Genomic DNA, 23,418 nt, shown 5'->3' with positions numbered 1-23,418 from the left:
CGCGTTCGCGCAGCGACGCAGCACGATCAATGTTGGGGGAATTCGTGACCATCAAGAAAATCCTGGTCGCCAACCGGTCCGAAATCGCCATTCGCGTTTTTCGCGCGGCGAATGAACTCGGCATTACAACGGTTGCCATCTTCGCCGAAGAAGACAAGCTCGCGCTACATCGCTTCAAGGCCGACGAGGCCTATCAGGTCGGCAAGGGCCTCGGGCCCATCGAAGCCTACCTGAACATCGCCGACATCATCCGCATCGCCCGCGAGGCGAAGGTCGATGCCATTCACCCCGGCTATGGCCTTCTCTCCGAAAGCCCGGAATTCGCCGAGGCTTGCGCCGAAGCCGGCATCATCTTCATCGGCCCGTCGCCCGATACCATGCGCATGCTCGGCAACAAGATCGCCGCGCGCAACCTGGCGATCTCGGCCGGCGTTCCCGTCATGCCGGCGACAGACCCGCTGCCGGACGATCCGGAAGTCATCAAGGCCGAGGCGGCCCGCATCGGCTATCCGCTGATGCTGAAGGCATCCTGGGGCGGCGGCGGACGCGGCATGCGCGTCATCCGCGACGAGGAAACCCTGCTCAAGGACGCCATCACCGCCAAGCGCGAGGCCAAGGCCGCCTTCGGCAAGGACGAGATCTATCTCGAAAAGCTGGTCGAGCGCGCCCGTCACGTCGAAGTGCAGATTCTCGGCGACCAACACGGCAACATCGTCCACCTGTTCGAGCGCGATTGCTCCGTGCAGCGCCGCCACCAGAAGGTCGTCGAGCGCGCGCCTGCGCCTTACCTCTCCGAGGCCGAGCGCAAGGGCATCACCGACCACGGCGTCGAGATCGCCAAGGCGTCCAACTACTACGGCGCCGGCACCGTCGAATTCCTGATGGATGCCGATACCGGCAAGTTCTACTTCATCGAGGTCAATCCGCGCATCCAGGTCGAGCATACCGTTACCGAGCAGGTGACCGGCATCGACATCGTCAAGGCACAGATCCACATCGCCGAGGGCGCCGCCATCGGCACCGCCGAATCCGGCGTGCCGAAGCAGGCGGACATCCGCCTCAATGGCCATGCCCTGCAGTGCCGTATCACCACGGAAGACCCCGAGCAGAACTTCATCCCCGATTACGGCCGCATCACCGCCTATCGCGAGGCGTCCGGCTTCGGCATCCGCCTCGACGGCGGCACGGCCTATTCCGGCGCGGTGATCACCCGCTTCTACGATCCGCTGCTGGAGAAGATCACCGCCTGGGCGCCGACGCCGCAGGAGGCGATCTCGCGCATGGACCGCGCGCTGCGCGAGTTCCGCATCCGTGGCGTTGCGACCAACCTGACCTTCGTCGCCAACATCATCAACCACCCGCAGTTCCGCGATAACTCCTACACGACGCGCTTCATCGACACGACGCCGGAGCTATTCTCGGCCGTGCGCCGTCGCGATCGCGGCACCAAGCTGCTCAACTACATCGCCGACGTCACCGTCAACGGCCATCCCGAGACGCGCGGCCGCGTCAAGCCGAAGTCCGATGCGCTCGCCAAGGTGATCCCGCATTTCGCCGCCGACCCGGCGCCCGGCACCAAGCAATACCTCGACGCGCACGGCCCGGAGGCGCTCGCCAAGTGGATGCGCGCCGAAAGCCGCGTCCTGATCACCGACACGACCATGCGCGATGCGCACCAATCGCTGCTCGCCACCCGCATGCGCACGCATGACATCGTCGGCATCGCCGACGCCTATGCACGCGGCCTGCCGGGACTGCTGAGCCTCGAATGCTGGGGCGGCGCCACCTTCGACGTTTCCATGCGCTTCCTCACGGAAGACCCGTGGGAGCGGCTCGCCATGGTGCGCGAGCAAGCGCCGAACATCCTGCTGCAGATGCTGCTGCGCGGTGCCAATGGCGTCGGCTACACCAACTATGCCGACAACGTGGTCAAGTTCTTCGTCAAGCAGGCGGCATCCGGCGGCGTCGACCTGTTCCGCGTGTTCGACTGCCTGAACTGGGTCGAGAACATGCGCGTCTCGATGGACGCGGTCCGCGAAGAGGGCAAGGTCCTCGAGGCGGCGATCTGCTACACCGGCGACATCCTCGATCCCGACCGCGCCAAGTACGATTTGAAGTACTATGTCGCGCTCGCCAAGGAACTGGAGCAGGCAGGCGCCCACGTCATCGGCCTCAAGGACATGGCCGGCCTGCTGAAGCCGGCCGCTGCCAAGAAGCTGATCACGACGCTGCGCTCCGAAACCGACCTGCCGATCCACCTGCATACGCATGACACGTCCGGCATTTCGGCCGCGACCGTGCTGGCAGCCGTGGAAGCCGGTGTCGACGCCGTCGACGCGGCGATGGACGCGCTCTCCGGCCTCACCTCGCAGCCCTGCCTCGGCTCGATCGTCGAAGCGCTGAAGGGTTCGGATCGCGACACCGGGCTGGATCCCGACGCGATCCGCCAGATCTCGTTCTATTGGGAAGCCGTGCGCGGCCAGTACGCCGCCTTCGAGAGCGACCTCCGGGCTGGTGCTTCGGAAGTCTATCTGCATGAGATGCCGGGCGGCCAGTTCACCAATCTGAAGGAACAGGCCCGCTCCCTCGGCCTCGACACGCGCTGGCACGAGGTCGCGCAGGCCTATGCCGACGTCAACCAGATGTTCGGCGACATCGTCAAGGTGACGCCGTCCTCCAAGGTCGTCGGCGACATGGCGCTGATGATGGTGTCGCAGAACCTCTCCGTTGCCGATGTCGAGAACCCGGCCAAGGACATCGCCTTCCCGGATTCGGTCGTGCAGATGATGCGCGGCGATCTCGGCCAGCCGCCGGGCGGTTGGCCCGAAGGCATCCAGAAGAAGGCGCTGAAGGGCGAGAAGCCGTCGACGGCGCGCCCGGGTTCGCTGATCGCGGCGGCCGATCTCGAGGCCGAGCGCAAGACGGCCAAGGAAAAGGTCGGCAATGGCGACATCGACGATTTCGCCCTCGCCTCCTACCTGATGTATCCGAAGGTCTTCACCGACTTCGCCAAGGGCTTGCAGAACTGGGGACCGACCAGCGTCCTGCCGACCCCGGTCTATTTCTACGGCCTGCCGGTCGGCGAGGAGATTTTGGTCGAGCTCGAAAAGGGCAAGACCATGGTGATCCGGATGCAGGCGATCGGCGACGCCGATGAGGAAGGCCTGATCCGCGTCTTCTTCGAGCTGAACGGCCAGCCGCGCGTCATCAAGGTCCCCGATCGCGCCAATGCCGGCTCGGTCGTCGCCAAGCGCAAGGCCGATGACGGCAATCCGAACCATGTGGCGGCGCCGATGCCGGGGGTCGTCTCGACGCTCGCGGTCAAGGCCGGCCAGACGGTCAAGGCCGGCGACGTGCTGCTGTCGATTGAGGCGATGAAGATGGAAACCGCCATCCACGCCGACCGCGACGGCACGATCGCCGAAGTCCTGGTCCACGCCGGCAGCCAGATCGACGCCAAGGACCTCTTGGTGGTGTTCGGCTAGGGCAGATTTCGGGACGCGGTTCTTTGAAACGCCGCGTCCCGTTCAACCCCTGAGGTGCCGAGGTCCGCTGGACCCTCCTTCGAGGCTTCGCTATGCGAAGCACCTCAGGATGATGGTTGAGGGGTTGCGGCAGAGCTCAAAGTGAGGGCTGCCCTGGCCTGACAGCTCCGCTCATCCTTATGTGCTCCACCCTCCCCCATCATCCTGAGGTGCCCGGCGGAGCCGGGCCTCGAAGGAGGGTCCAGTGAAATCCGGAAAGCGCCCCTTTAGCAGCTTCGCGCACCGGGCCGCTTGGCAAGTTGCTGCACCAGCGTCCAGTCACCCAGGACCAGCGCATCCTTCTTCGCCCGCGACCAACCCTTCAGCTGTCGCTCGGCTGCGCGCGCGTCTGTGATGCGCTCGAAATCCTCGGCCCAGACCAGTTCAACCGGGCGGCGTGAAAACGTATAGCCGCGATGGGCGCCCGACTGATGCTCCAGCAGCCGGCGCTGCTTGTCCTCGGCCGCCGTCGAGCCGACGTAGTACGAGCCATCCGCGCATCGGAGCATGTAAACGGACGCGCCCAAGGAGCCTCCTGGACCCTCCTTCGAGGCCCGGCTTCGCCGGGCACCTCAGGATGATGATCGTGCGGTTGGATGGAAGTGTGAGGACCGCTTCGAGAGAGAGCAAGCCGATTTAGTGAGTCAACGGCTTACGGGGGGCGCCCAAACTACTCGCCCCTTCCGGCCATCATCCTGAGGTGCTTCGCGCAGCGAAGCCTCGAAGGAGGGTCCAGCGGAACGCCATCTGCCCTAGTGGCAATACTTCCGGCCGCCGCCCTTGCCGCGCTGGCGAAGGTCGAGGTGGTAGTGGTCCTCGTGGTATCCGTCAGAGCCTGGCCCGAGCACCGTATTGAACTTGTCGCAGGCCGAGACGCGGGCCGCCTTGAGGAACGTGTCTTCCTTGTCCGTGCGGTCCTTCGCCTTGGTCACCGTCACCCAGCGCCCGTTCACCTCGAAAGCGCCGATATCGACGGCGTTGAGAAACGCGTGTTCGGACAGTTTTGCATTCACGACGCGATTGCGACCGCGGCAGGAATAGGAATCGGCAACCCGAAGCGCCGTGACGCGGCCGCCCAGGGTCGCGACGGCCGAAGGCTGGATGTCTTGCTCGACCCAGCGGGCGAGCGTTGTCGCCACAGCGCAGTTGATCTTCGCCGCCGGCTCCAGATCGACCTTGCCACCTTCGAGCGCCGTCACGTCGAACGGGTCCGGCCCACCGCAGCTTCCGGCATGGATCGCCGGCAGGGCGGAGGCCGAGATCTTCAACCCGCTCATCGACGCCTTGCAGGCGGCTAGCCCTTCCGGCAATGCCAACTCGATCCTTGGCGTCAGCGCGGCCAATATGATTTCGGGTTTTCGCCGCGGCGTCGGCAATGACGGCGATGCGTCTTCAGCGACGACCAGCTTTTCCTCTGCCGGCTTGTCCGCCGGCTTTGTATCGGCCGGGGCAAGGGCTGCCTGCTTCTCCGGCGGCGGCAGCCGGTCACCCTTCTTCAGGCTGCCATCGACATTGCGGCTCTGGGCCGGCTTCAGCAGCGTCGGCAGAACCGGCGGCGCGAAGGCCAGTTGACCTTCGGTCGGCGGATCGGCCCGGACCGCGCCGGCAAGGTCGGAGGTGGCAGCGAGCGCACCCGCGGCCAAGGATGGATCGGCCGGGACGGAAACGGTCTTCACCGTGCCGATAGCGGCGTCGGGCGGCGCGGGTATGGCGACCAGTCCGGCCGCCTTGCGGTCCTCCGCCGGCTTTGCCCGGGGCAAGGGCGTCGTGATCGAAGCTTTGACAGCCGGGGCCGGAGCGTCGGCGGCCTCGCCGTCAACGACAGGGCGACGGATGGGTAACGGGGAGTTAACAGGCTTGGCGGGTTCCGCCGCCACCGACGTCGGCACGGATTTGCCGGAGGCCGCATCCTTGACAGGCAGGTTCCTGGCAGGGGCGCTCGCCGGCGCGACCCGGGGCGGCTTCCGCTTCGCCGGGGTCCGCTCTGACGATTTATCGACCTTGGGAATGACCTTCTGGAACAGTTCGTCGGGCGTGATCGCATGCGCCTCGAAGGGCGTCACGCCGACAAGGAGGGCAGCCAGAACGCCGCCCGCCCCGAACGTCAGGACCCGCAAACTTGCCATCGCTGTGCCCGCCCGTCTCTTGGTCAACATTTGCCTCGCGTCAGGACCTGACGATAAGCAACGCAATCCAAAGGCATTCCGTTCCAGCGCGGCGTCGCGGGTCGCCTTCCCCTACCAGCTGAAGGCCTCCGTCACGTCGCGCCGGCCGACCAGCATCGCATCCGCAACCAGGCGGAGCGGCGCGCCGTCGACATCGCTTGTCCCCGACGCCAGCAGCTCGGCGAAATGAGCGTAGATCCGCTCATATTCCTCGCTCGGCGCCTCGACCACGAGCTTGCCATCGACCTCAAGCGCAGCGCCGCCCTTGAAAAGGCGAAGCTTCTGGCCGGCGGCGGTCTCGATCGTCATGTGCCACTTCTCGTCGCCCTGCTCGCGCCAGTCAAAGTCGGCGGTGAGCGCCGGCTGTGCTGCCTCGGCGCTGCCGAAGACGAGCTTGGCGGCGATCGGCGTCTGGCGGTTTTCCGGATAGGTCAGCGTCGCCGACTTCACGAAGGGCGCAAACGGCAGGATCTTGACGAAGATCGACAGGGCATTGATGCCGGGATCAAACACGCCGAAGCCACCCGGTTCCCAGATCCATTCCTGGCCGGGATGCCACTTCTTGACGTCTTCGCGCCACTCGATCTTTACCGAGCGCACGCCGTCCCTGGCGAGCAGGGCCTTGGCCTCGTCGACGGCCGGATTGAACTGCGAATGCCAGGTGGCGAACAGAACCTTGCCCTTCGACGCGGCGAACGCCTTCAGATCCTCGAATTCGGCAAGCGTCGCCGCCGGCGGCTTCTCGAGCAGGACATGCTTGCCGGCCTCGAGCGCCTCGCGGGCGATGGTGTGGCGGACGTCCGGCGGCGTGTTGACCGAGACGATCTCGATCTCCGGCATCGCCGCATAAAGTTCGGCCGCTGTCTTGAAGCTCGGCACGCCGTTGTGGCTCAGGCCACGCTGGCTGACGACCGCGGCGACCTCGAAGTCACCGCCCTTGTCGATCACCGGCAAATGCTGGTCCTGGGTGATCTTGCCGAGCCCGATGATCGCGATTTTCTTCTTGGCCATGTATTCCGCCCGATTGGATTGTTCTGGATGTGTCTGGATCCTCGCCCGCGATCTAACACGATGCGTCGCCAGATCGCAAAAGGCTGAGCTTGGCGAGAGCGTTGTCGAGCGAAGTGGATACCGGTTTTCGTGAAGAAAACGCGATCCAACAACGAGTTACGCGTCAGGAGTTTCCGTCGAGACGCCGAGGTGCCGGACAAAGATCACCAGTTGATGCGGACCCACGCCCCGCTCGACCTCGATCCAGCCGCGCCTGGCGTAATAGTCGCTCTTTTCCGGCACGGCGCAGAGGTGGATCCGGTCGAAGCCGAGCGCCACCGCCTCGTCGACGATGCGCTGCGACAGCGCCTCGCCCATGCCGCGCATCCGCTCCGCCGGTTCGACCCAGAGCGCCGCGAGCCACGGCGTATATTGCGGCCGCTCCTCGACATCGCTGTCAATCAGGATCGCAGACCCCACGAACTCATCGCCCCGATGGGCCACGACGCCGAGCGGGATGACATCGGTCCTGAACGCGCGCAGATGGCCAAGCAGCGTCGCCAGCGGCTCGCCCGCCTCGCGCCACCAGGCATGCCACATGCGATCGGCCACCGTTCCGATGAATTCGGGACGCGCGGCAAGGTTCGAAATCAGCACATCGGTCATTGGAACTGCGCCCTCAAATTGACGGTGTCGCGGACGCCAATATCGGAAAAATGCGCCCGGAGCCAATCGTCGGCCGCCTCGCGACCACCCGCGAAAAGCTCTTCGAAGAAGGCGCGAGACGTGTCGAACTTGGTCGAGGCGGAAAAACTCTGCAATGCCTTGCCGCCATCGATGCGGTGGACCCGGTTGTGGCGATAGTGGTCGGCGTCGAGCCTGCCTTCGCCCAGCATCCGGTTGACGAAATCGATGGCGCGGAATTCGCGCAGCAGCGAGGCGTTGAAGGTGATCTCGCTCATTCGTTCGAGGATCTCCTTGGCCGAAGTCGGCACGGCGCTGCGTTCGATCGGGTTGATCTGGACCAGCAGGATGTCAGCCGCCTTCGTTTCGGTAAAGAACGGGAACAAGGCCGGGTTTCCCATGAAGCCGCCGTCCCAATAGGGCTCGCCATCAACCTCCACCGTCTGGAACAGATAGGGCAGGCACGCCGACGCCATCACCGCATCGGCCGTTATGTCGTTGCCCGAGAAAACCTTGATCTTGCCGGTTTTGACCGCGGTCGCCGAAATGAACAGTTTTGGCGAGGCGCAGCTGCGCACACGCTCGAAATCGACCATCTCGACGACGATCTCACGCAGCGGGTTGATGTTCGTCGGGTTGAAGCCATAGGGCGAGGCGAAATTCGTCATCGCCTCGATCATGTGAAAAGGCTGCATGGCGGGAACCCGCCACGCGCCCATCCAGGCGCCGATGAAATCGCGCGCCGACGCGCCGGGGCGCCCGGCAGCACTCACGCGCATCCAGAATTCCTGCAATCGGGAACGCGCCCCGGCCGCGCCATCGCGTGCAAAGCCATCGGCCAGCGCCACGGCATTCAGCGCGCCGGCGCTGGTGCCGGAGATGCCCTCGAAAGCGAGGCGACCATCTTCCAGCAGCCGGTCGAGCACGCCCCAGGTGAAGGCGCCATGCGCACCACCGCCCTGCAGGCCGAGATTGATCGTCTTCTGCGCGGTTGCCGTGGCGCTCATGCCGCGGTCCAGCCGCCGTCGATCGATTGCAGCGAGCCGGTGATGCTGCGCGCACCATGCGTCGTCAGGAACAGCGCCAGCGCTGCCACTTCCTCGACGGTGACGAATTCCTTGGTCGGCTGCGCGGCGAGGATCACGTCCTTCTTCACCTGTTCTTCCGTCATGCCGCGCGCCGCGGCAGTGGCCGGGATCTGCTTCTCGACCAGCGGCGTCCAGACATAGCCGGGGCAGATGGCGTTGACGGTGATACCCTTGTCGGCGACTTCGAGCGCGACGGTCTTGGTGACACCGGCAATGCCATGCTTCGCCGCGACATAGGCGACCTTGTAGGGCGAGGCGACCAGAGCATGCGCCGAGGCCGTCGAGATAATCCGGCCCCAGCCTTTCTTCTTCATCGCCGGGAGAGCCAGCCGGATGGCATGGAACGCAGCTGTCAAATTCAACGCGATGATCAGGTTCCACTTGTCGACGGGGAACTCGTCGATCGGGGCGACATGCTGCACGCCGGCATTGTTGACCAGCACGTCGATGGCGCCGAATTCCTTTTCCGCATCGCCGATCATCGTGGCGATCTCGTCTTCCCTGGTCATGTCAGCGCCGGAATAGCGGACCTCGACGCCAAATTCGGCCGCGAGGTCGGCGCGCAATTTCTCGGTCGCCACCGGATCGCCAAATCCATTCAGAACGACATGCGCGCCGGCACCGGCCAGAGCCCGCGCCATGCCGAGGCCGATGCCCGATGTCGAGCCGGTCACAAGCGCGATTTTGTCCCTGAGATGACCATGCTTCGACATGAATTCGCTCCGGAATGAATGATAAGGGGTGAGAACCGACCGAGACGACCATATATTGCGGCGCAGCAGCAAGGGAAGGCGGCGTCAATGTCGCGCCGCTCGGCCTTGCGGGCGATCCGTGATAGAAAGCGGCGCAGCGGATCCTTGCCCGCGCGCATGAGGATTGGATGACCATGAGCGGAGCGAAGCACGTCACGGCCAGCGGAGCGGACCAGATCGTGCTTGAACATCGCGATCATGACCACGACCATTGCGCCCGCGATGCGATCGCCCATGCCGAGGCGATTTCCGCGGCCGAAGGACTGCGTTTCACCGAGCAGCGCCGCAAGGTATTGGCCGCCCTCGCGGAAAGCCATGTTCCCGCCAGCGCCTATGAGGTGATCGACCGCCTCGCGGCCGACGGCCCGCGCCCGGCGCCCGTCTCCGTCTATCGCGCGCTCGAATTCCTGGTCGAGCACGGCTTCGCCCACCGGATCGAAAGCCGCAACGCCTATATCGCCTGCTCGCGCGGCCCCGAGGGCCATGACAAGCCCGGCCATGGCGCGGCCACCGTCTTCCTGCTGTGCGAGAATTGCGGCGCCGCCGGCGAAGCCTCTTCTGCCGCCCTGACCGAGGCGCTCGCCGCCGTGACTTTGGCGGCCGGTTTCAAGCCGAGGGCGCCGATCATCGAAATCCGCGGGCTCTGCGCCCGTTGCCGAGAGGCGACGTAGAGAGATGAGACTCGCGCTGATGTCTTGCGATATCGCGCCCATTCGCCTCCCCCTCCGGGAGAGGTCGACGACGAAGTCGGCGGGTGAGGGTTTACGCCCTCTCCGGAAACGCCGTAAACCCTCACCCGGCCCTGTCGGGCCGACCTCTCCCTCCGGGAGCGGTGCCAGTCATGACCGAGCCTGACATGAACATTGCTGCCCCCTCGACGTCCGAACTCACCGCCGGCCCGCTGGCGCGCCGCCGAGCGACCTCCGTTCGCGTCGGCAAAGTTCTTGTCGGCGGCAACGCACCCGTCGTCGTCCAGTCGATGACCAACACCGACACCGCCGATATCGACGGCACGGTCGCGCAGATCGCGGCTCTGGCCCGCGCCGGCTCGGAGCTGGTGCGCATCACCGTCGACCGCGACGAGGCGGCGGCTGCCGTGCCGTTCATCAAGGAAAAGCTGCTCAAGCGCCGCATCGACGTGCCGCTGATCGGCGACTTCCACTATATCGGCCACAAGCTTCTCACCGATCACCCGGCCTGCGCCGAGGCGCTCGATAAATACCGCATCAATCCCGGCAATGTCGGTTTTGGCGAAAAGCGCGACCGCCAGTTCGCGACGCTGATCGAACTCGCGATAAAATACGACAAGCCGGTGCGCATCGGCGTCAACTGGGGTTCGCTCGATCAGGACCTGCTCACTCGCCTGATGGACGAAAACGCCAGCAGCGCCACGCCGATATCGGCCGCCGCCGTCATGCGCGAGGCGATCTGCCAGTCGGCTATCCTTTCCGCCAATCTGGCGGAATCGATCGGCCTGCCGCGTGAAAAAATCATCCTCTCCGCCAAGGTGTCGAACGTGCAGGACCTGATCGCTGTCTATCGCGATCTCGCCCGCCGCTCCGACCATTGCCTGCATCTCGGCCTCACCGAAGCCGGCATGGGCACCAAGGGCATCGTCGCCTCTTCGGCCGCCATGGGCATCCTGCTGCAGGAAGGCATTGGCGACACCATCCGCGTTTCGCTGACGCCGGAGCCAAATGGCGACCGCACGCGCGAAGTGCAGGTGGCGCAGGAACTGCTGCAGACGATGGGGTTTCGCGCCTTCCTGCCGATCGTCGCCGCCTGCCCCGGCTGCGGCCGCACGACATCAACCGTGTTCCAGGAACTGGCCAGCCGCATCCAGGAAGACATCCGGACCTCGATGCCGGTCTGGCGCGAGCGCTATCCGGGCGTCGAGGCGCTGAAGGTCGCGGTGATGGGCTGCATCGTCAACGGCCCGGGTGAATCGAAGCATGCCGACATCGGCATCTCGCTGCCCGGCACGGGCGAGACCCCGGCCGCGCCCGTCTTCATCGACGGCAAGAAGGCGATCACCCTGCGCGGCCCGGCGATCGCGGATGATTTCCGCAAGCTCGTCGACGAGTATATCGAGAAGCGGTTTGGCGCAGGCGCGAAGGCAGTGTCGCCGGAAGCGGCGGAGTAAAAGCGCGGTTTATCGCAGCGCCCCTGCGACACCCCCTGCTGCTTGCCGTTTACGGCACCGTCCGCCAAGACTAAAGCTACTGCTCCTGTGACCATGGACGAGGATCCATCGTGATCAACATTCTGCCTCTGCGCCTGTTGTTTGCCCTCGCCATTCTGCTGGCGCCGAGTCTGGCGCTTGCGCGGCCGCTCGACGGCACCGTCACCTACCGCGAGCGCATCGCGCTCGATCCCAGGGCGGTCGTCACGGTCAGCCTCGTGGATGTCTCGCGCGCCGATGCGCCGGCGATCGTCATCGCCAAGCAGCGCATTCGCCCGCGCGGTCGCGAGGTGCCGATCGCTTTCCGGCTGCATTATTCGCCGAGCCGGATCAGGCCCGGCCGCACCTATCAGTTGCAGGCACGGATCGAACGCGGCAGCCAGCTCCAGTTCATCAACACGGATGCTATTCCCATCGAGCCGTTGAAGACCAAGGGACCAGTGACGATTCTGGTGCGGAGCGTAGGACAGGCCGCCGCCACGCCGCCGGCCAAGGACAAGGCGCCCGCACCGCCGGCCTCGGCTCTGCAAGGCACCGAATGGCTGGCGGAAGATATCGGCGGACGCGGCGTCCTCGACATCGTGCAGTCGACGCTCACCATCGGCGCCGATGGCAAGATTTCCGGCTCGGGCGGCTGCAATCGCTATTTCGGCACGGCGACGGTCAAGGATGGCAAAGTCAGTATCGGCCCGCTCGGCTCGACCCAGATGGCCTGCGTGCCGGCTCAGATGGACCAGGAGCGCAAGTTCCTCGACGCCCTTGGCGCCACCAAGGGCTTCCGCATCGAAGGCAGCAAGCTGATCCTGCTCGACGGCCGCGACAAGCCGCTGATGCGACTAGCCCGGAACAACTAAGGGCCAGTCAGGCCGGGAACGAACGGCTCCCGGCCTGCAAGGCAACTGTCACATCTCGCGATCGGCAACGAAGCGGGCAGACTCGATCAATGTCGCAGCGCGTTCGCCGAACGGCGCCAATAGCGCTTCGGCCTCCACTACCTGCGCGTCCAGCATCGCGCGAACCCGCGCCACGCCATAGAGCCCCACCAGCGTCCCCTTGCCGCGCGACGAATCCTTGCCGGTCGCCTTGCCGAGCGCTTCCGGCGTCGCGGTCTCGTCAAGAATGTCGTCGGCGAGCTGGAAGGCCAGGCCGATGATCTCGCCAAAGCGACGGATACGGGCACGGTCCTCCGTCGAGGCGCGACCCAGAATGGCGCCCGCCTCGCAGGAGAAGCGGATCAGCGCCCCGGTCTTCATCGCCTGCAGGCGGCGGATCGCCGTCTCGTCGAGGCTTTCGGTTTCGGCCTGAAGGTCGAACATCTGGCCGCCGGCCATGCCGCCGAGACCCGAGGCTCGAGCGAGACCCAGCACCAGTTCTGCGCGGACCAGCGGGTCCGCATCGGTTCTGGGATCGGCCAGCAGGTCGAAGGCCAGGGTCTGCAGCGCATCGCCAGCCAGGATCGCCGTCGCCTCGTCAAAGGCCCGGTGAAGGGTCGGCCGGCCACGACGCAGGTCATCGTCGTCCATCGCCGGAAGGTCGTCATGGACGAGGCTGTAGCCATGCAGGCATTCGATCGCGGCGCCGACACGCAACGCGCCCTCGTCCTCATGGCCGAACAGGCGCGCCGTCTCGATCGCCAGGAAAGGACGCAGCCGCTTGCCGCCGCCCAGCATCGAATAGCGCATGGCAGCGATCAACCGGACCGGCCGGGCAATTTCACCCTCGATCGGGTTGGAACCGAGGACGCGATCGAGCATGCCCTCGATTTTCGTGGCAGCGCCGGAGAGGCGCGCCAGGAACTCATCATCAAACCGAACCAAGATTGCCTCTTCCAAACGCGGGGGTGACCGAAGCCTTGCCGCGATCTGACGGCCCGCGTCAAGCGTCCGGTTCGCCGCGCGAGGACAGGGCGGGCCCTGCGCGACTGCGCCATGGCCCCTGCCCTCGCGACAGGCGTTCGTCGGGTGCGATCAGGCCGCTTCAGCGGCCTCGAGCGAAACAGCCACCGACTGGATAATCGCGGCGAAGCGGACCGAGGCCTGGATGATGTCGGACGGCACGTTCGCCTTCTTCAGCACGGCCTCGTGGCTGTCCATGCACATGCCGCAGCCATTGATGGCCGAGACGGCCAGCGACCAGAGCTCGAAATCGACCTTGTCGACGCCCGGATTGCCGATGACGTTCATGCGCAGCTTGGCCGGCATGGTGCGGTATTCGGGGTTCGAGACGAGGTGGCTGAAACGGTAATAGACGTTGTTCATCGCCATGATCGAAGCGGCCGACTTGGCAGCCGCCAGCACGGCCGGCTCCAGATGCGGGGCGGCCTCGGCCTCCAGCGCCGCCTTCACGACCGGATTGCGGCTGGCGATGCCGCAGGCGACCATCAGGCCGTATTTCTGCTGCGGCGTCAGCGTCTCGTCGGAAGCGAGCGTCGACAGGTTGAGACGGACATCCTTGGCGAAATCCGGGATGCTGGACTTCAGCTGATCGATCGACATGAAAAACCTTCAGGGCAGAGCGCCTCGAAGGCCGGCGGCCGGCGAAGCGCCGTAAGGAACGGAAACCGGATCACGGCCGCGAGCGCTCCGGGGCCGCGCGAAGGCGAACCCGGAGCGTCAGGGAGCTAGGCTCAGGCTGCCAGCGTGGCGCCGCCGACGTCGCGGTTGCAGGCGCAAAGCTCGTCGGTCTGCAGCGCGTCGAGAACGCGCAGCGTGTCCTTCGGATTGCGGCCGACGTTCAGGTTGGTCGCGTAGGAATGCTGGATCACGCCATCGGGATCGACGATGTAGGTGACGCGATAGGCAACGCCATCGGGCGAACGCACGCCGAGGCCATCAACCAGCGAACCATTGGTGTCGGCAAAGTTCCAGATCGGCAGCTTGTCGAGATCCTTGTGATCCCGGCGCCAGGCCAGCTTCACGAACTCGTTGTCGGTCGAACCGCCAAGCACGACGGCGTCGCGGTCTTCGAAATCACCCGACAGACGGGCAAATTCGGCGATCTCGGTCGGGCAAACGAAGGTGAAATCCTTCGGGTAGAAGAAAATGACCTTCCACTTGCCGGGAAAGCTCTTCTCGGTCAGCGTCTCGAAAGCGCTCTCGCCGTTTTCTTCATGGCTGTTGAAGCCAGGCTTCACGCCGGTTACGGAAAATTCGGGCAGCTTGTCGCCAATACCGAGCATTGTACTCTCCTGTCACGATGGGGATCGTGTTGTGAAATTCCGCAATGCAACCAAACAAATGGATTCGCTGCTGCATATGCGAATGGATCCCATGTGGGGACAGTTCGGTCAAATCGTAATAACCGAAGTTTGGCATCGGAAATCCCGATTGCCGCATCGGGAGCCTGCCGCTATAGCAAGGCCCATGTTGCTGCCGACGCTCCGCCAGATGCAATATTTCGTCGCCCTCGCCGATACCGGTTCTTTCAGCCGGGCGGCCGTGGCATGCCATGTCACGCAGTCCACGCTTTCCGACGCCATCCGGCAGCTTGAAGAGACCATTGGCGTATCGCTGATCGACCGCTCGAACCGGACGATGTCGCTGACCGCGGCGGGGGAAGAGGCGCTTCGCCGGATGAAGGCGCTGCTGGTCGATGCGCGCGAAATGGTCGACGCGGCGCGATCGAGTGAAGCGCCACTCTCCGGCCGCATCCGGCTCGGCGTCATCCCGTCGATTGCGCCCTACTTCCTGCCCCGCACGCTTCCCGAACTGCGCCGCGCCTATCCCGATCTCCGGCTTCATCTGCGCGAGGACCTGACACGGACCCTGCTGGACGATCTGCGCGGCGGCAGGCTCGACATCTGCCTGATCGCGTTCCCGGTCCAGACGGACGGCTTGGTATCGGAGGTCATCGCCGAAGATAGCCTGCTGCTCGCCGTCGACGCCCGCCACCGGCTCGCCGGACGGGCCACCATCCAGCGCGAGGAGCTGGCGAACGAGACCTTGCTGCTGCTGGAGGACGGCCATTGCCTCCGCGATCACATCCGCGCCGTGGCGCCGGATCTCGCCGACAGGCAGAATGAGGAGATCCGCGCCTCCAGCCTGACGACCCTTGTGCATATGGTCGATAATCAGCTCGGGATCACCTTCCTGCCGCGGATCGCCATCGAGGCAGGCATCCTGTCGGGAACCGACATCCAGCTTTCCGAGATCGACGGCGCCCCGGCGCGCCGCACCCTCGGCCTCGTCTGGCGCAAGGGGTCGAGCCGCGAGGCGGATTTCCAACTCCTCGCCGGCTTCCTGCGCCAATTCGCCATAGAACCCGTCCGCGACCGAGCCGCACTGGATCCAGCATGACCTTCCAACTGCCGGCCGTGCTGACCCGACCGTTTGCCAGGCGCAAAGGCCTGATCGGCATTCTCGCCAAGGTGATCGCCGTCCTCGTCGCCCTGCCGCTGGTTCTGACGCCGATCTATGCCGTCGTGCCGCCGGTCTCGACGCTGATGCTGTGGTCGGGCGTCACCGGACAGGGCATGAATCGCGACTGGACGCCGATCGACCGGATCTCGCCGAACCTGGTGAATTCCATCATCATGTCGGAGGACGGCCAGTTCTGTTCGCATTGGGGCGTCGACTGGGGTGCGCTCAACGCCGTGCTCGACCGCGAGGGCGGCCCATCTCGCGGCGCCAGCACGATCGCCATGCAGACGGTGAAGAACCTGTTCCTCTGGCCGTCGCGCTCCTACATCCGCAAGGGGCTGGAAATTCCCCTCGCCTATTACGCCGATTTCGTCCTGTCGAAACGGCGGATCATGGAGATCTATCTCAACATCGCCGAATGGGGCCCGGGGATTTTCGGGGCCGAAGCCGCCTCGCAGCATTATTTCAACAAGCCCGCTGCCAAGCTGACGTCGCGCCAGGCTGCGCTGCTGACTGCGGCCCTGCCCAATCCGATCACCCGCAACCCCGCCAAGCCGACGCGCTACCTCAACAGCCGCGCCCGCAACATCGAGGCGCGCGCCCGCGCCGCCCGCGACTATGTCGGCTGCATCTAGAGCAAGATCCATCTGGGTCGATACCGACTTTTCACCTCTCCCTGAGGGAGAGGTCGGCTCGCAGAGTCGGGTGAGGGTTTAGGAAACCATCCGGTGAGGCCGTAAACCCTCACCCGCCGGCCTGCGGCCGTCGACCTCTCCCTCAGGGAGAGGTGAAGAAGGATGCTTCAAAGAAGACGGATCACGCCCGTCAGCGCGCCTCCCTCAGCCCGCCGCGTCCGGGTCGGCGATCACGCTGACATGGGCGGCGACGACGCGCCAGCCGGCCGGGGTGCGGATCCAGGTCTGCATCTGGCGACCGACCTTGCCGGGCGCATTATCCCGCCGGAACAGCGTCGAGGCCGTGCCGAAATCGCGGCCATACGTCGTCACGACCGTGCGCTCGATAGCGCGCGCGAGTCCCGCCGGCGACCGCCCGGCCCGAAACGCCGCGATCTCCGCGTAGCCATAGAGGTTCTCGCCGCCGCCATAGCGGATCGTTGTCGGCGCCGCGTGGAACAGTCCGTCCAGCGTCTCGACATCGTTGGTGACGAGCGCCGTCTCATAGCGGGCAAACGCGGCCTCGAGCTCGGCCTTGATCTCGGGAATATCGATTTCCATGGCATGCAATCCTTCCAAAGCCGGGTCGGCTGCGGAAAATTGCATGGAAGCGCGCCGCATGCATGCGCAAATCCATGGCATCGGCGGCTCGAAAACGGACCAGACGTATGGCCTAACCGCCATCGCACGCTATAACGGTGGCCCGCTCTTTCATCCCTCAAGATCGGCTTCATCGCTGAACGTTCTGGAGATTGCCCATGTCGCTCGACACTGCTGCCACCTTCGCGCTGCCCGAGGATGCGGAGGCCGCCACGCTGGTCGGCCGCGTTTTCCGCCCGGACGTCGACGGCCCTTCGGTCGTTGCCCTGCGCGATGGCCAGCTGATCGACATCACTGCTACCGTCGTCACCATGCGTGACCTCTGCGAAGAGCAGGATCCCGCCCGCATCGCCGCGACGGCGGACGGCGAATTCCTCGGCAGCTTCGAGGAAATCCTCGCCAACACGCCGCTCGCGAACCGCGACCCAGCGAAGCCCTACCTGATCGCCCCGATCGACCTGCAAGCCGTCAAGGCAGCCGGCGTCACCTTCGTCGTGTCGATGCTGGAGCGCGTCATCGAGGAGCAGGCCCGCGGCCTGCCCGAGCGCGCCAACGCCATCCGCGCCGAGATCAACGCCACCATCGGCGACGATCTGGCGGCACTTCGCCCCGGCTCCGAGCAGGCAGCGGCGCTGAAGCAGCTGCTGATCGAAAAGGGCATGTGGTCCCAGTATCTCGAAGTCGGCATCGGCCCGGACGCGGAGATCTTCTCCAAGGCCCAGCCGATGTCCGCCGTCGGTCACCTGGCCGAAATCGGCATTCACCCGATCTCGACCTGGAACAACCCCGAGCCGGAAGTCGTGCTGGTCGTTTCCTCGACCGGCAAGATCATCGGCGCGACGCTCGGCAACGACGTCAATCTGCGCGACGTCGAGGGCCGCTCGGCCCTGCTGCTGTCGAAGGCAAAGGACAACAATGCCAGCGCCTCGATCGGCCCGATGATCCGCCTGTTCGATGGCGGCTTCTCGCTCGACGACGTGCGGCAGACCGAAGTGCGCCTGACGGTGGACGGCGAGAACGACGGCTTCCGCATGGACGGCGGCAGCTTGATGTCGAAGATCAGCCGCGACCCGGAAGATCTGGTCAAGCAGACGGTCGGCAAGAACCACCAGTATCCCGATGGCTTCGTGCTGTATCTCGGCACGATGTTCGCGCCGGTTCAGGACCGCGACGGCCCCGGCCAGGGCTTCACCCACAAGGTTGGCGACATCGTCACGATCAGCGCGCCGAAGCTAGGCAAGCTGTCGAACCGCGTCGTGCTCTGCCCCGACGCCGAGCCCTGGACCTTCGGCACGGCCTCGCTGATGCGCAACCTCGCCGGCCGCGGCCTGCTCTGAGGCGCCCATGAGTCGACCCTCCCTTCGGGGAGGGTCGAACCAAATCGGATGGATTGTTGAAGGCCGGATCGGCCCGCACCGGCCTTGGCCCGTGCCCTCGCTGCCGCCGCCAGGCGCAGCGGAACGGCGTCGCGAACGACGCCGTGCCTTACCGCAGAAAATCAGGCGATGGCCTTCTCGGCGCTCCGCTCGTCAAACTGATAGCGATACAGCTTCTCATAGACGCCACGCATCTGGACCAGCTCTGGATGCGTTCCGATCTCAACGACCTTGCCGCGCTCGATCACGGCGATCTTGTCGGCGCTGAGGATCGTTGCAAGCCGATGCGCGATGACGATCGTGGTACGGCCTTCGACCAGCTTTTCAAGCGCGATCTGGATCATGTGCTCGGACTCGGAATCGAGCGCCGATGTCGCCTCGTCGAGCAGCAAGATCGGCGCGTTCTTCAGGATGGCGCGCGCAATCGCCAAACGCTGGCGCTGGCCACCTGAGAGCTGCACGCCATTCTCGCCGACATGGCTGTCATAGCCCTTCGGGAGGTTGCGGATAAAGTCATCCGCAAAGGCGTCCAGCGCCGCTGCCTCGACTTCCGCGTCCGTCGCGTCGAGGCGGCCGATCCGGATGTTGTCGCGCACGGTGCCGGAGAACAGGAACACGTCCTGGCTGACAAAGGCGATGTTGTGGCGGAGCGAAGCGACCGAGACGTTGCGGATGTCCTGATCATCGACCAGGACCGCGCCTTCCTGCACGTCGTAAAAGCGCTGGATCAGCGACAGGATCGTCGACTTGCCGCCGCCGGAGGGACCGACCAAAGCCAGGCGCTGGCCATGATCGACGGACAAATTGATACCCGAGAGCACCCTGTCGGTTGGGCGATAGCCGAAGCCGACATCGACGAGTTCGATCTTGCCGCGTGTCAGCTTCAGCGACGCATGATGGTCGGCTTCGGTCGGGCTCGGCGGATGGTCGAGAATGTTGAATAGCGCACGCACCGGGGCGAGGCTTTCCGCGATCGTGACATTCATGCGGGCGAGGCGCTTGGCAGGCTCATAGGCGAGCAGAAGCGCCGTGATGAACGACATGAACTCGCCCGGCGTCTTGCCGGAGGAAATCGTGCTCCAGCCGGCATAGAGAATGACGATGCCGATGGAGATACCGCCGAGCGATTCCATCAGCGGGCTGGTGCGGGCCTGAAGCTGCGAAATCTTGTTGGCGCGCTGCTCGACGCCGGAAACCGCTGTCAGCATGCGGTCGCGCATATGGTCGCCAAGCCCAAACGCCTTGACGATCTTGGCGCCCTGCACCGTCTCCTGGATGATCCCGATGATCTGCGCGCTGGATGCGAATTCCGCCTTGGCGATCGCCTTGATCCGCTTCACCAGCGTTGAAACGCTGAGGACGGCGATCGGCGCGACCAGCAGGGCGATGATCGACATCAAAGGCGCCTGATAAACCATCACGAAGACGAGGCCGAGCAACGTGATCAGATCGCGGCCAAGGCTGAGAACAATGGTATCGAGAATCGAACGGATGGCGTTCGAACCGCCCGAAATCGACATGATCAACTCGCTCGAGGCGCGATCATTGTAGAAATCGAGCCCGAAACGCAGACAGCGGTCGTAGAAGCGCTTCTGGTTCTCGGCGACAATGCGATTGCCGATCCGGCTCTGAACGACGATCTGGCCGTAGGTCGCGAAGCCCTTGACGATGAAGATCGCCATGACGCTGAACGACAGCACCCACAACATCTGGACGTTCTGGTTGACGAAGATCTGATTGACGACGTCGCGCATGATCCAGGCGGACAAGGAGGTCATTGCCGCGACAACAAACAGGAACATGAACGAGATCGCGTACCCCTTGCGGTGGTCGCGGAAATTGGCGCGCAGGATCCGGGTGACAACGCCGACCGTGCTCTCATCATTATTGATGATGGCGCGGTAGAAATCGCTCCAGCGCCGCAGATTCAGCTTCCCGTCTTCGGAAGGCCGCTTGGGCTGGGAAAGCACTTTTGCTTCAGGCTGTGTCATGTGCACGCGATCCGACGTCGTGACGACGCACGCGGACCTCTGCTCCGTCCTGTTGTTGACAGGGCCTTTTATCGGCTACGCGCATCGCTGTCCACAAACCGGCCTGCGGCCGATTCCATCGCGACCGCACTCCGCGTGCCGCTCCCTGGTATTTCCGCCCCTGCTGGAAAATCGTGGCAGGTCGATGCTAGCGTATCATGAATGCGGATTCGGCCCTTTGAAACGGTGCGGTCCTCACCTTGGGACACCACCCAGAAGGAGCCTCCATGAAGCAGCGGGCAATCCGCGGCCCCGCCATGACGTTTCGTGGCGACCCGTTCCTCCTGGCCGCCGGCGAGGCGCTACACTATTGGCCGGATGCGCTAATTCGTATCGAAGACGGACGGATTGCCAGCGTCGAGGACGCGGAACAGGGGCTGGAAAGCCTGCCGGCCGATGTGCCGCTGACGCATTACCCCGACGCGCTGATCTGCCCCGGCTTCATCGATGCCCATGTCCATTATCCGCAGATGCAGATGATCGGCGCGTTTGGCGCCGAGCTGCTGGAATGGCTGGAGCGCTACACCTTCGTCGCGGAACAGGACTTTGCCGATGCGGAGCACGCGCGCGACGTCGCCGGGCGCTTCCTGCGGGAACTGCTGCGCGCCGGCACGACGACCGCTGCCGTCTATTGCACCGTCCATCCGCAATCCGTGGATGCGCTGTTCGAGGAGTCCGAGCGCTTCAACACGCGGATGATCGCCGGCAAGGTTCTGATGGACCGCAACGCGCCGGCCGAACTCACCGACACGGCCGAGACCGGCTACGCGCAGTCAAAGGCGCTGATCGAGAAGTGGCATGGCCGAGGCCGCCAGCTCTATTGCATCACGCCGCGCTTCGCCCCGTCGTCGACGGAGGCGCAGCTGGAGGCCGCCGGTCGGCTCTGGCGCGAACATCCCGGCACCTATGTCCAGACCCATCTCTGCGAGAACCAGGGCGAGGTCGAATGGGTGCGGGAACTTTTTCCCGACCGGTCGAGCTATCTCGACGTCTATGACCACGCCGGGTTGACCGGGCCGCGCGCCATCTTCGGCCATGCAGTGCATATGGACGAGACGGATTTCGACTGCTGCCATCGCACCGGCTCGGCGCTGGCGCATTGCCCGACCTCGAACCTCTTCCTCGGCAGCGGCCTGTTCCGGATGCTCGATGCCAAGAAGGTGGAGCGGCCGGTCCGCGTCGGCCTCGGCACCGATATCGGCGCCGGCACCAGCTTCTCGCAACTGCGATCGCTCGGCGAGGCCTACAAGGTAGCGAAGCTCGGCGGACATGCTTTGACGCCGGAACAGGGATTTTATCTGGCGACGCGCGGCGGCGCAGAGGCGTTGCGGCTCGACGACAAGATCGGCTCGATCGCTCCCGGCTATGAGGCCGATCTCGTCGTGCTGGATCTGAAAGCAACGCCGCTGCTGGATTTCCGCCTGTCCTATGCCCGCGATCTGGCCGAAACCCTGTTCGTGCTGATGACGCTGGGCGATGACCGGGCCATCCGCACGACCTATATCGCCGGCGAGCCGGTCTATGAGCGGGATCGGGTCGAGAGTTTTGTCTACCCGGCCTGATGGCAGCCGGAGAGCCCTCAGCTTCCGACCACGCCACCCTTGGCGATGATATCGCGATAAGCCGCAAAGCTGCGCTTCGGCGTGCGCTGCTGCGTGTCGAAATCGACATGCACGAGGCCGAAGCGACGGTCATAGCCCTGTAGCCATTCGAAATTGTCGAACAGGCTCCAGACCATGTAGCCGCGCAGATCGACGCCGTTTTCCTTCGCCTTCAGCGCCGCCTCGATGTGACGGCGGATATAGTTGGCGCGGCGGGGGTCGTGCACGACATCGCCCTCGATTTCCTCGTCCGCCGGCCCGAAGCCAGCGCCGTTCTCCGTGATGTAGATCGGCGGATTGTCGTATTCGTCGCGGATCCGTTCCAGCAGTCGCCGCAGATAATCCGGCCGCACCGGTCCGTTGAAGGCAGCCGGCGCCGGATCGGGGTTGGTATCCATCCAGTTGTAGCCGAGCGGGGCGGTATCATCCTGGCGGACGAACGCCGGCGCGTAGAAATTGACCCCGAGGAAGTCCGGCTTGTTGGCGGCGAGAATGGCGAAATCCGCCTCGAAACTGGCGAAATCCGGATTGAGCTGGCGGAACGTCTCCATCACTTCCGCGGGATAGCTGCCCTTGAACAAGGCATCCAGGCACCAGCGGTTGATCACGGCATCCGCCAGCGTCGCCGCGACGATGTCTGCCGACTTGCCGGGATTTTCGGGGATGGTCGGCATCAGCGGCAAGGCGACGCCGATCTCGCCCTTGTAGCCGGCGGCGCGAAAATCGCCGATCGTCTCGGCGCTCGCCACCAGCCAGTGATGCAGGGCGATCGCCTGCCGGCCATATTGCGCATCGGTGATGGCAAAGGGACTGCCAACGCCCGACTTGAGGTTCTCGACCATCGGCTCGATCAGGAACAGGTCGATGAACGGTTCGTTGAAGGTGATGAACTTCGAAACCTTCGCGCCCAGCGCCTCGCGGACGACGCTGGCGTAGTTGCGGAACCAGCCGACGGATTCCCGGTTGTACCAGCCGCCCCGGTCATCGAGCGCGCGCGGCAAATCCCAGTGGTAAAGCGTCACCACCGGTTCGATGCCGGCCTCCAGCAGGTCGACGACGAATTGCTGGTAATGGGCGACGCCGGCTTCGTTGACCCGCCCCACCCCATCGGGGAGAATTCGCGCCCAGGAGAGCGAGAAGCGGTAACAATTGATGCCGAGTTCGCGCATCAACTCGATGTCTTCGAGATATTGCGCGCGATCATAGGCGTTGATCGCGACGTTGCCGGTTTCCTGCTTGCCGGTAACGGGCTCCGTCGCGCGGTAGACGTTGGTGTAGAGATCCCAGTTCGACAGGCCCTTGCCGTCGGCCTGCCAGGCGCCTTCCACCTGATAGGCGGCGCTCGCCGCGCCCCAAAGAAACTTGCCCAACGCCATCTGCAACGCTCCTGCCCG

20 protein-coding genes are annotated in these 23,418 nt (G+C 64.7%); 8 read left to right on the top strand and 12 right to left on the bottom strand.

The genetic code is table 11. The features are described from left to right. Positions 1-44: 44 nt before the first annotated feature. Positions 45-3,485, top strand: coding sequence for a pyruvate carboxylase (pyc, locus tag OSH12_RS16245; RefSeq protein ID WP_266344632.1), 3,441 nt, complete (start codon positions 45-47; stop codon positions 3,483-3,485). A gap of 266 nt (positions 3,486-3,751) precedes the next feature. Here the strand turns inward: pyc and OSH12_RS16240 are convergent, their stop codons facing one another. The 6 genes from OSH12_RS16240 to OSH12_RS16215 form a co-directional block, all read right to left on the bottom strand. Then, positions 3,752-4,051: a GIY-YIG nuclease family protein gene (locus tag OSH12_RS16240; RefSeq protein WP_266344631.1), complete on the bottom strand. Its 300-nt coding sequence runs from the start codon at positions 4,049-4,051 to the stop codon at positions 3,752-3,754. A gap of 225 nt (positions 4,052-4,276) precedes the next feature. Continuing rightward, positions 4,277-5,650, bottom strand: coding sequence for an extensin-like domain-containing protein (locus tag OSH12_RS16235; protein ID WP_266344630.1), 1,374 nt, complete (start codon positions 5,648-5,650; stop codon positions 4,277-4,279). A gap of 111 nt (positions 5,651-5,761) precedes the next feature. Beyond that, a complete protein-coding gene (locus tag OSH12_RS16230) occupies positions 5,762-6,700 on the bottom strand; it encodes a Gfo/Idh/MocA family protein (RefSeq protein WP_266344629.1) in 939 nt (312 codons plus the stop codon). Positions 6,701-6,856: 156 nt separating this feature from the next. Next, positions 6,857-7,345, bottom strand: coding sequence for a GNAT family N-acetyltransferase (locus tag OSH12_RS16225; protein ID WP_266344628.1), 489 nt, complete (start codon positions 7,343-7,345; stop codon positions 6,857-6,859). Beyond that, on the bottom strand, positions 7,342-8,370 hold the full coding sequence (locus tag OSH12_RS16220; protein ID WP_266344627.1) for a patatin-like phospholipase family protein: 1,029 nt from the start codon (positions 8,368-8,370) through the stop codon (positions 7,342-7,344). The genes OSH12_RS16225 and OSH12_RS16220 overlap by 4 nt, the downstream gene beginning before the upstream one ends. After that, complete coding sequence (locus OSH12_RS16215) at positions 8,367-9,164, bottom strand: 3-hydroxybutyrate dehydrogenase (RefSeq protein ID WP_266344626.1); 798 nt, start codon at positions 9,162-9,164, stop codon at positions 8,367-8,369. The genes OSH12_RS16220 and OSH12_RS16215 overlap by 4 nt, the downstream gene beginning before the upstream one ends. A 173-nt stretch (positions 9,165-9,337) precedes the next feature. Here OSH12_RS16215 and OSH12_RS16210 point away from each other — a divergent pair, with 173 nt between their 5' ends. The 3 genes from OSH12_RS16210 to OSH12_RS16200 all read left to right on the top strand — a co-directional run bounded on the left by OSH12_RS16210 (position 9,338) and on the right by OSH12_RS16200 (position 12,239). Next, positions 9,338-9,874, top strand: a complete 537-nt coding sequence (locus tag OSH12_RS16210) for a Fur family transcriptional regulator (protein ID WP_266344625.1) — start codon at positions 9,338-9,340, stop codon at positions 9,872-9,874. 170 nt (positions 9,875-10,044) lie between these two features. Further along, complete coding sequence (ispG, locus tag OSH12_RS16205) at positions 10,045-11,346, top strand: flavodoxin-dependent (E)-4-hydroxy-3-methylbut-2-enyl-diphosphate synthase (protein ID WP_380225340.1); 1,302 nt, start codon at positions 10,045-10,047, stop codon at positions 11,344-11,346. 110 nt (positions 11,347-11,456) lie between these two features. Beyond that, positions 11,457-12,239, top strand: coding sequence for an META domain-containing protein (locus OSH12_RS16200; RefSeq protein ID WP_266344624.1), 783 nt, complete (start codon positions 11,457-11,459; stop codon positions 12,237-12,239). A 48-nt stretch (positions 12,240-12,287) separates the two neighbouring features. On the opposite strand, the gene OSH12_RS16195 is transcribed toward OSH12_RS16200, so the two are convergent. The 3 genes from OSH12_RS16195 to OSH12_RS16185 all read right to left on the bottom strand — a co-directional run bounded on the left by OSH12_RS16195 (position 12,288) and on the right by OSH12_RS16185 (position 14,563). Further along, positions 12,288-13,139 (bottom strand): polyprenyl synthetase family protein, encoded by an 852-nt coding sequence (locus OSH12_RS16195; protein WP_266344758.1) that lies wholly within the window; start codon positions 13,137-13,139, stop codon positions 12,288-12,290. Between the two features lie 213 nt (positions 13,140-13,352). After that, positions 13,353-13,880, bottom strand: coding sequence for a carboxymuconolactone decarboxylase family protein (locus tag OSH12_RS16190; protein WP_266344623.1), 528 nt, complete (start codon positions 13,878-13,880; stop codon positions 13,353-13,355). 131 nt (positions 13,881-14,011) lie between these two features. Further along, on the bottom strand, positions 14,012-14,563 hold the full coding sequence (locus OSH12_RS16185; protein ID WP_266331455.1) for a peroxiredoxin: 552 nt from the start codon (positions 14,561-14,563) through the stop codon (positions 14,012-14,014). Positions 14,564-14,747: 184 nt separating this feature from the next. Here OSH12_RS16185 and OSH12_RS16180 point away from each other — a divergent pair, with 184 nt between their 5' ends. Both OSH12_RS16180 and mtgA read left to right on the top strand, forming a co-directional pair. Then, positions 14,748-15,680: a hydrogen peroxide-inducible genes activator gene (locus OSH12_RS16180; RefSeq protein ID WP_266344622.1), complete on the top strand. Its 933-nt coding sequence runs from the start codon at positions 14,748-14,750 to the stop codon at positions 15,678-15,680. Then, positions 15,677-16,378: a monofunctional biosynthetic peptidoglycan transglycosylase gene (gene mtgA / locus OSH12_RS16175; RefSeq protein ID WP_266344621.1), complete on the top strand. Its 702-nt coding sequence runs from the start codon at positions 15,677-15,679 to the stop codon at positions 16,376-16,378. Before OSH12_RS16180 ends, mtgA begins: the two co-directional genes overlap by 4 nt. Positions 16,379-16,582: 204 nt before the next feature. Here the strand turns inward: mtgA and hpxZ are convergent, their stop codons facing one another. Beyond that, positions 16,583-16,978 (bottom strand): oxalurate catabolism protein HpxZ, encoded by a 396-nt coding sequence (gene hpxZ / locus OSH12_RS16170; RefSeq protein ID WP_266344620.1) that lies wholly within the window; start codon positions 16,976-16,978, stop codon positions 16,583-16,585. A gap of 197 nt (positions 16,979-17,175) precedes the next feature. On the opposite strand from hpxZ, the gene OSH12_RS16165 reads away from it, so the two are divergent. Beyond that, positions 17,176-18,354, top strand: a complete 1,179-nt coding sequence (locus tag OSH12_RS16165) for a fumarylacetoacetate hydrolase family protein (protein ID WP_266344619.1) — start codon at positions 17,176-17,178, stop codon at positions 18,352-18,354. A 161-nt stretch (positions 18,355-18,515) separates the two neighbouring features. On the opposite strand, the gene OSH12_RS16160 is transcribed toward OSH12_RS16165, so the two are convergent. Next, on the bottom strand, positions 18,516-20,384 hold the full coding sequence (locus OSH12_RS16160) for an ABC transporter ATP-binding protein (RefSeq protein WP_266344618.1): 1,869 nt from the start codon (positions 20,382-20,384) through the stop codon (positions 18,516-18,518). A 266-nt stretch (positions 20,385-20,650) separates the two neighbouring features. On the opposite strand from OSH12_RS16160, the gene guaD reads away from it, so the two are divergent. Next, a complete protein-coding gene (gene guaD / locus OSH12_RS16155) occupies positions 20,651-21,985 on the top strand; it encodes a guanine deaminase (protein WP_266344617.1) in 1,335 nt (444 codons plus the stop codon). Positions 21,986-22,002: 17 nt separating this feature from the next. Here the strand turns inward: guaD and OSH12_RS16150 are convergent, their stop codons facing one another. After that, positions 22,003-23,400 (bottom strand): glycoside hydrolase family 1 protein, encoded by a 1,398-nt coding sequence (locus OSH12_RS16150; protein WP_266344616.1) that lies wholly within the window; start codon positions 23,398-23,400, stop codon positions 22,003-22,005. Between the last annotated feature and the right edge of the window lie 18 nt (positions 23,401-23,418).

The sequence above is a fragment of the Kaistia terrae genome (assembly GCF_026344005.1).
Classification (GTDB): domain Bacteria; phylum Pseudomonadota; class Alphaproteobacteria; order Rhizobiales; family Kaistiaceae; genus Kaistia; species Kaistia terrae.
Note: the sequence above shows the minus strand (reverse complement) of the source record. Positions and strands in the feature narration are given on the sequence as shown.

Excerpts from the sequence above, each read along its gene's own strand:
- OSH12_RS16210 (WP_266344625.1), top strand. The coding sequence starts at position 9,338 with ATGAGCGGAGCGAAGCACGTCACGGCCAGCGGAGCGGACCAGATCGTG.
- OSH12_RS16235 (WP_266344630.1), bottom strand. The coding sequence starts at position 5,650 with ATGGCAAGTTTGCGGGTCCTGACGTTCGGGGCGGGCGGCGTTCTGGCT.
- hpxZ (WP_266344620.1), bottom strand. The coding sequence starts at position 16,978 with ATGGAAATCGATATTCCCGAGATCAAGGCCGAGCTCGAGGCCGCGTTT.
- mtgA (WP_266344621.1), top strand. The coding sequence starts at position 15,677 with ATGACCTTCCAACTGCCGGCCGTGCTGACCCGACCGTTTGCCAGGCGC.
- OSH12_RS16230 (WP_266344629.1), bottom strand. The coding sequence starts at position 6,700 with ATGGCCAAGAAGAAAATCGCGATCATCGGGCTCGGCAAGATCACCCAG.
- OSH12_RS16150 (WP_266344616.1), bottom strand. The coding sequence starts at position 23,400 with ATGGCGTTGGGCAAGTTTCTTTGGGGCGCGGCGAGCGCCGCCTATCAG.
- OSH12_RS16180 (WP_266344622.1), top strand. The coding sequence starts at position 14,748 with ATGTTGCTGCCGACGCTCCGCCAGATGCAATATTTCGTCGCCCTCGCC.
- OSH12_RS16165 (WP_266344619.1), top strand. The coding sequence starts at position 17,176 with ATGTCGCTCGACACTGCTGCCACCTTCGCGCTGCCCGAGGATGCGGAG.
- ispG (WP_380225340.1), top strand. The coding sequence starts at position 10,045 with ATGACCGAGCCTGACATGAACATTGCTGCCCCCTCGACGTCCGAACTC.
- OSH12_RS16185 (WP_266331455.1), bottom strand. The coding sequence starts at position 14,563 with ATGCTCGGTATTGGCGACAAGCTGCCCGAATTTTCCGTAACCGGCGTG.
- OSH12_RS16160 (WP_266344618.1), bottom strand. The coding sequence starts at position 20,384 with ATGACACAGCCTGAAGCAAAAGTGCTTTCCCAGCCCAAGCGGCCTTCC.
- OSH12_RS16215 (WP_266344626.1), bottom strand. The coding sequence starts at position 9,164 with ATGTCGAAGCATGGTCATCTCAGGGACAAAATCGCGCTTGTGACCGGC.
- OSH12_RS16195 (WP_266344758.1), bottom strand. The coding sequence starts at position 13,139 with ATGCTCGATCGCGTCCTCGGTTCCAACCCGATCGAGGGTGAAATTGCC.
- guaD (WP_266344617.1), top strand. The coding sequence starts at position 20,651 with ATGAAGCAGCGGGCAATCCGCGGCCCCGCCATGACGTTTCGTGGCGAC.
- OSH12_RS16220 (WP_266344627.1), bottom strand. The coding sequence starts at position 8,370 with ATGAGCGCCACGGCAACCGCGCAGAAGACGATCAATCTCGGCCTGCAG.
- OSH12_RS16225 (WP_266344628.1), bottom strand. The coding sequence starts at position 7,345 with ATGACCGATGTGCTGATTTCGAACCTTGCCGCGCGTCCCGAATTCATC.
- OSH12_RS16190 (WP_266344623.1), bottom strand. The coding sequence starts at position 13,880 with ATGTCGATCGATCAGCTGAAGTCCAGCATCCCGGATTTCGCCAAGGAT.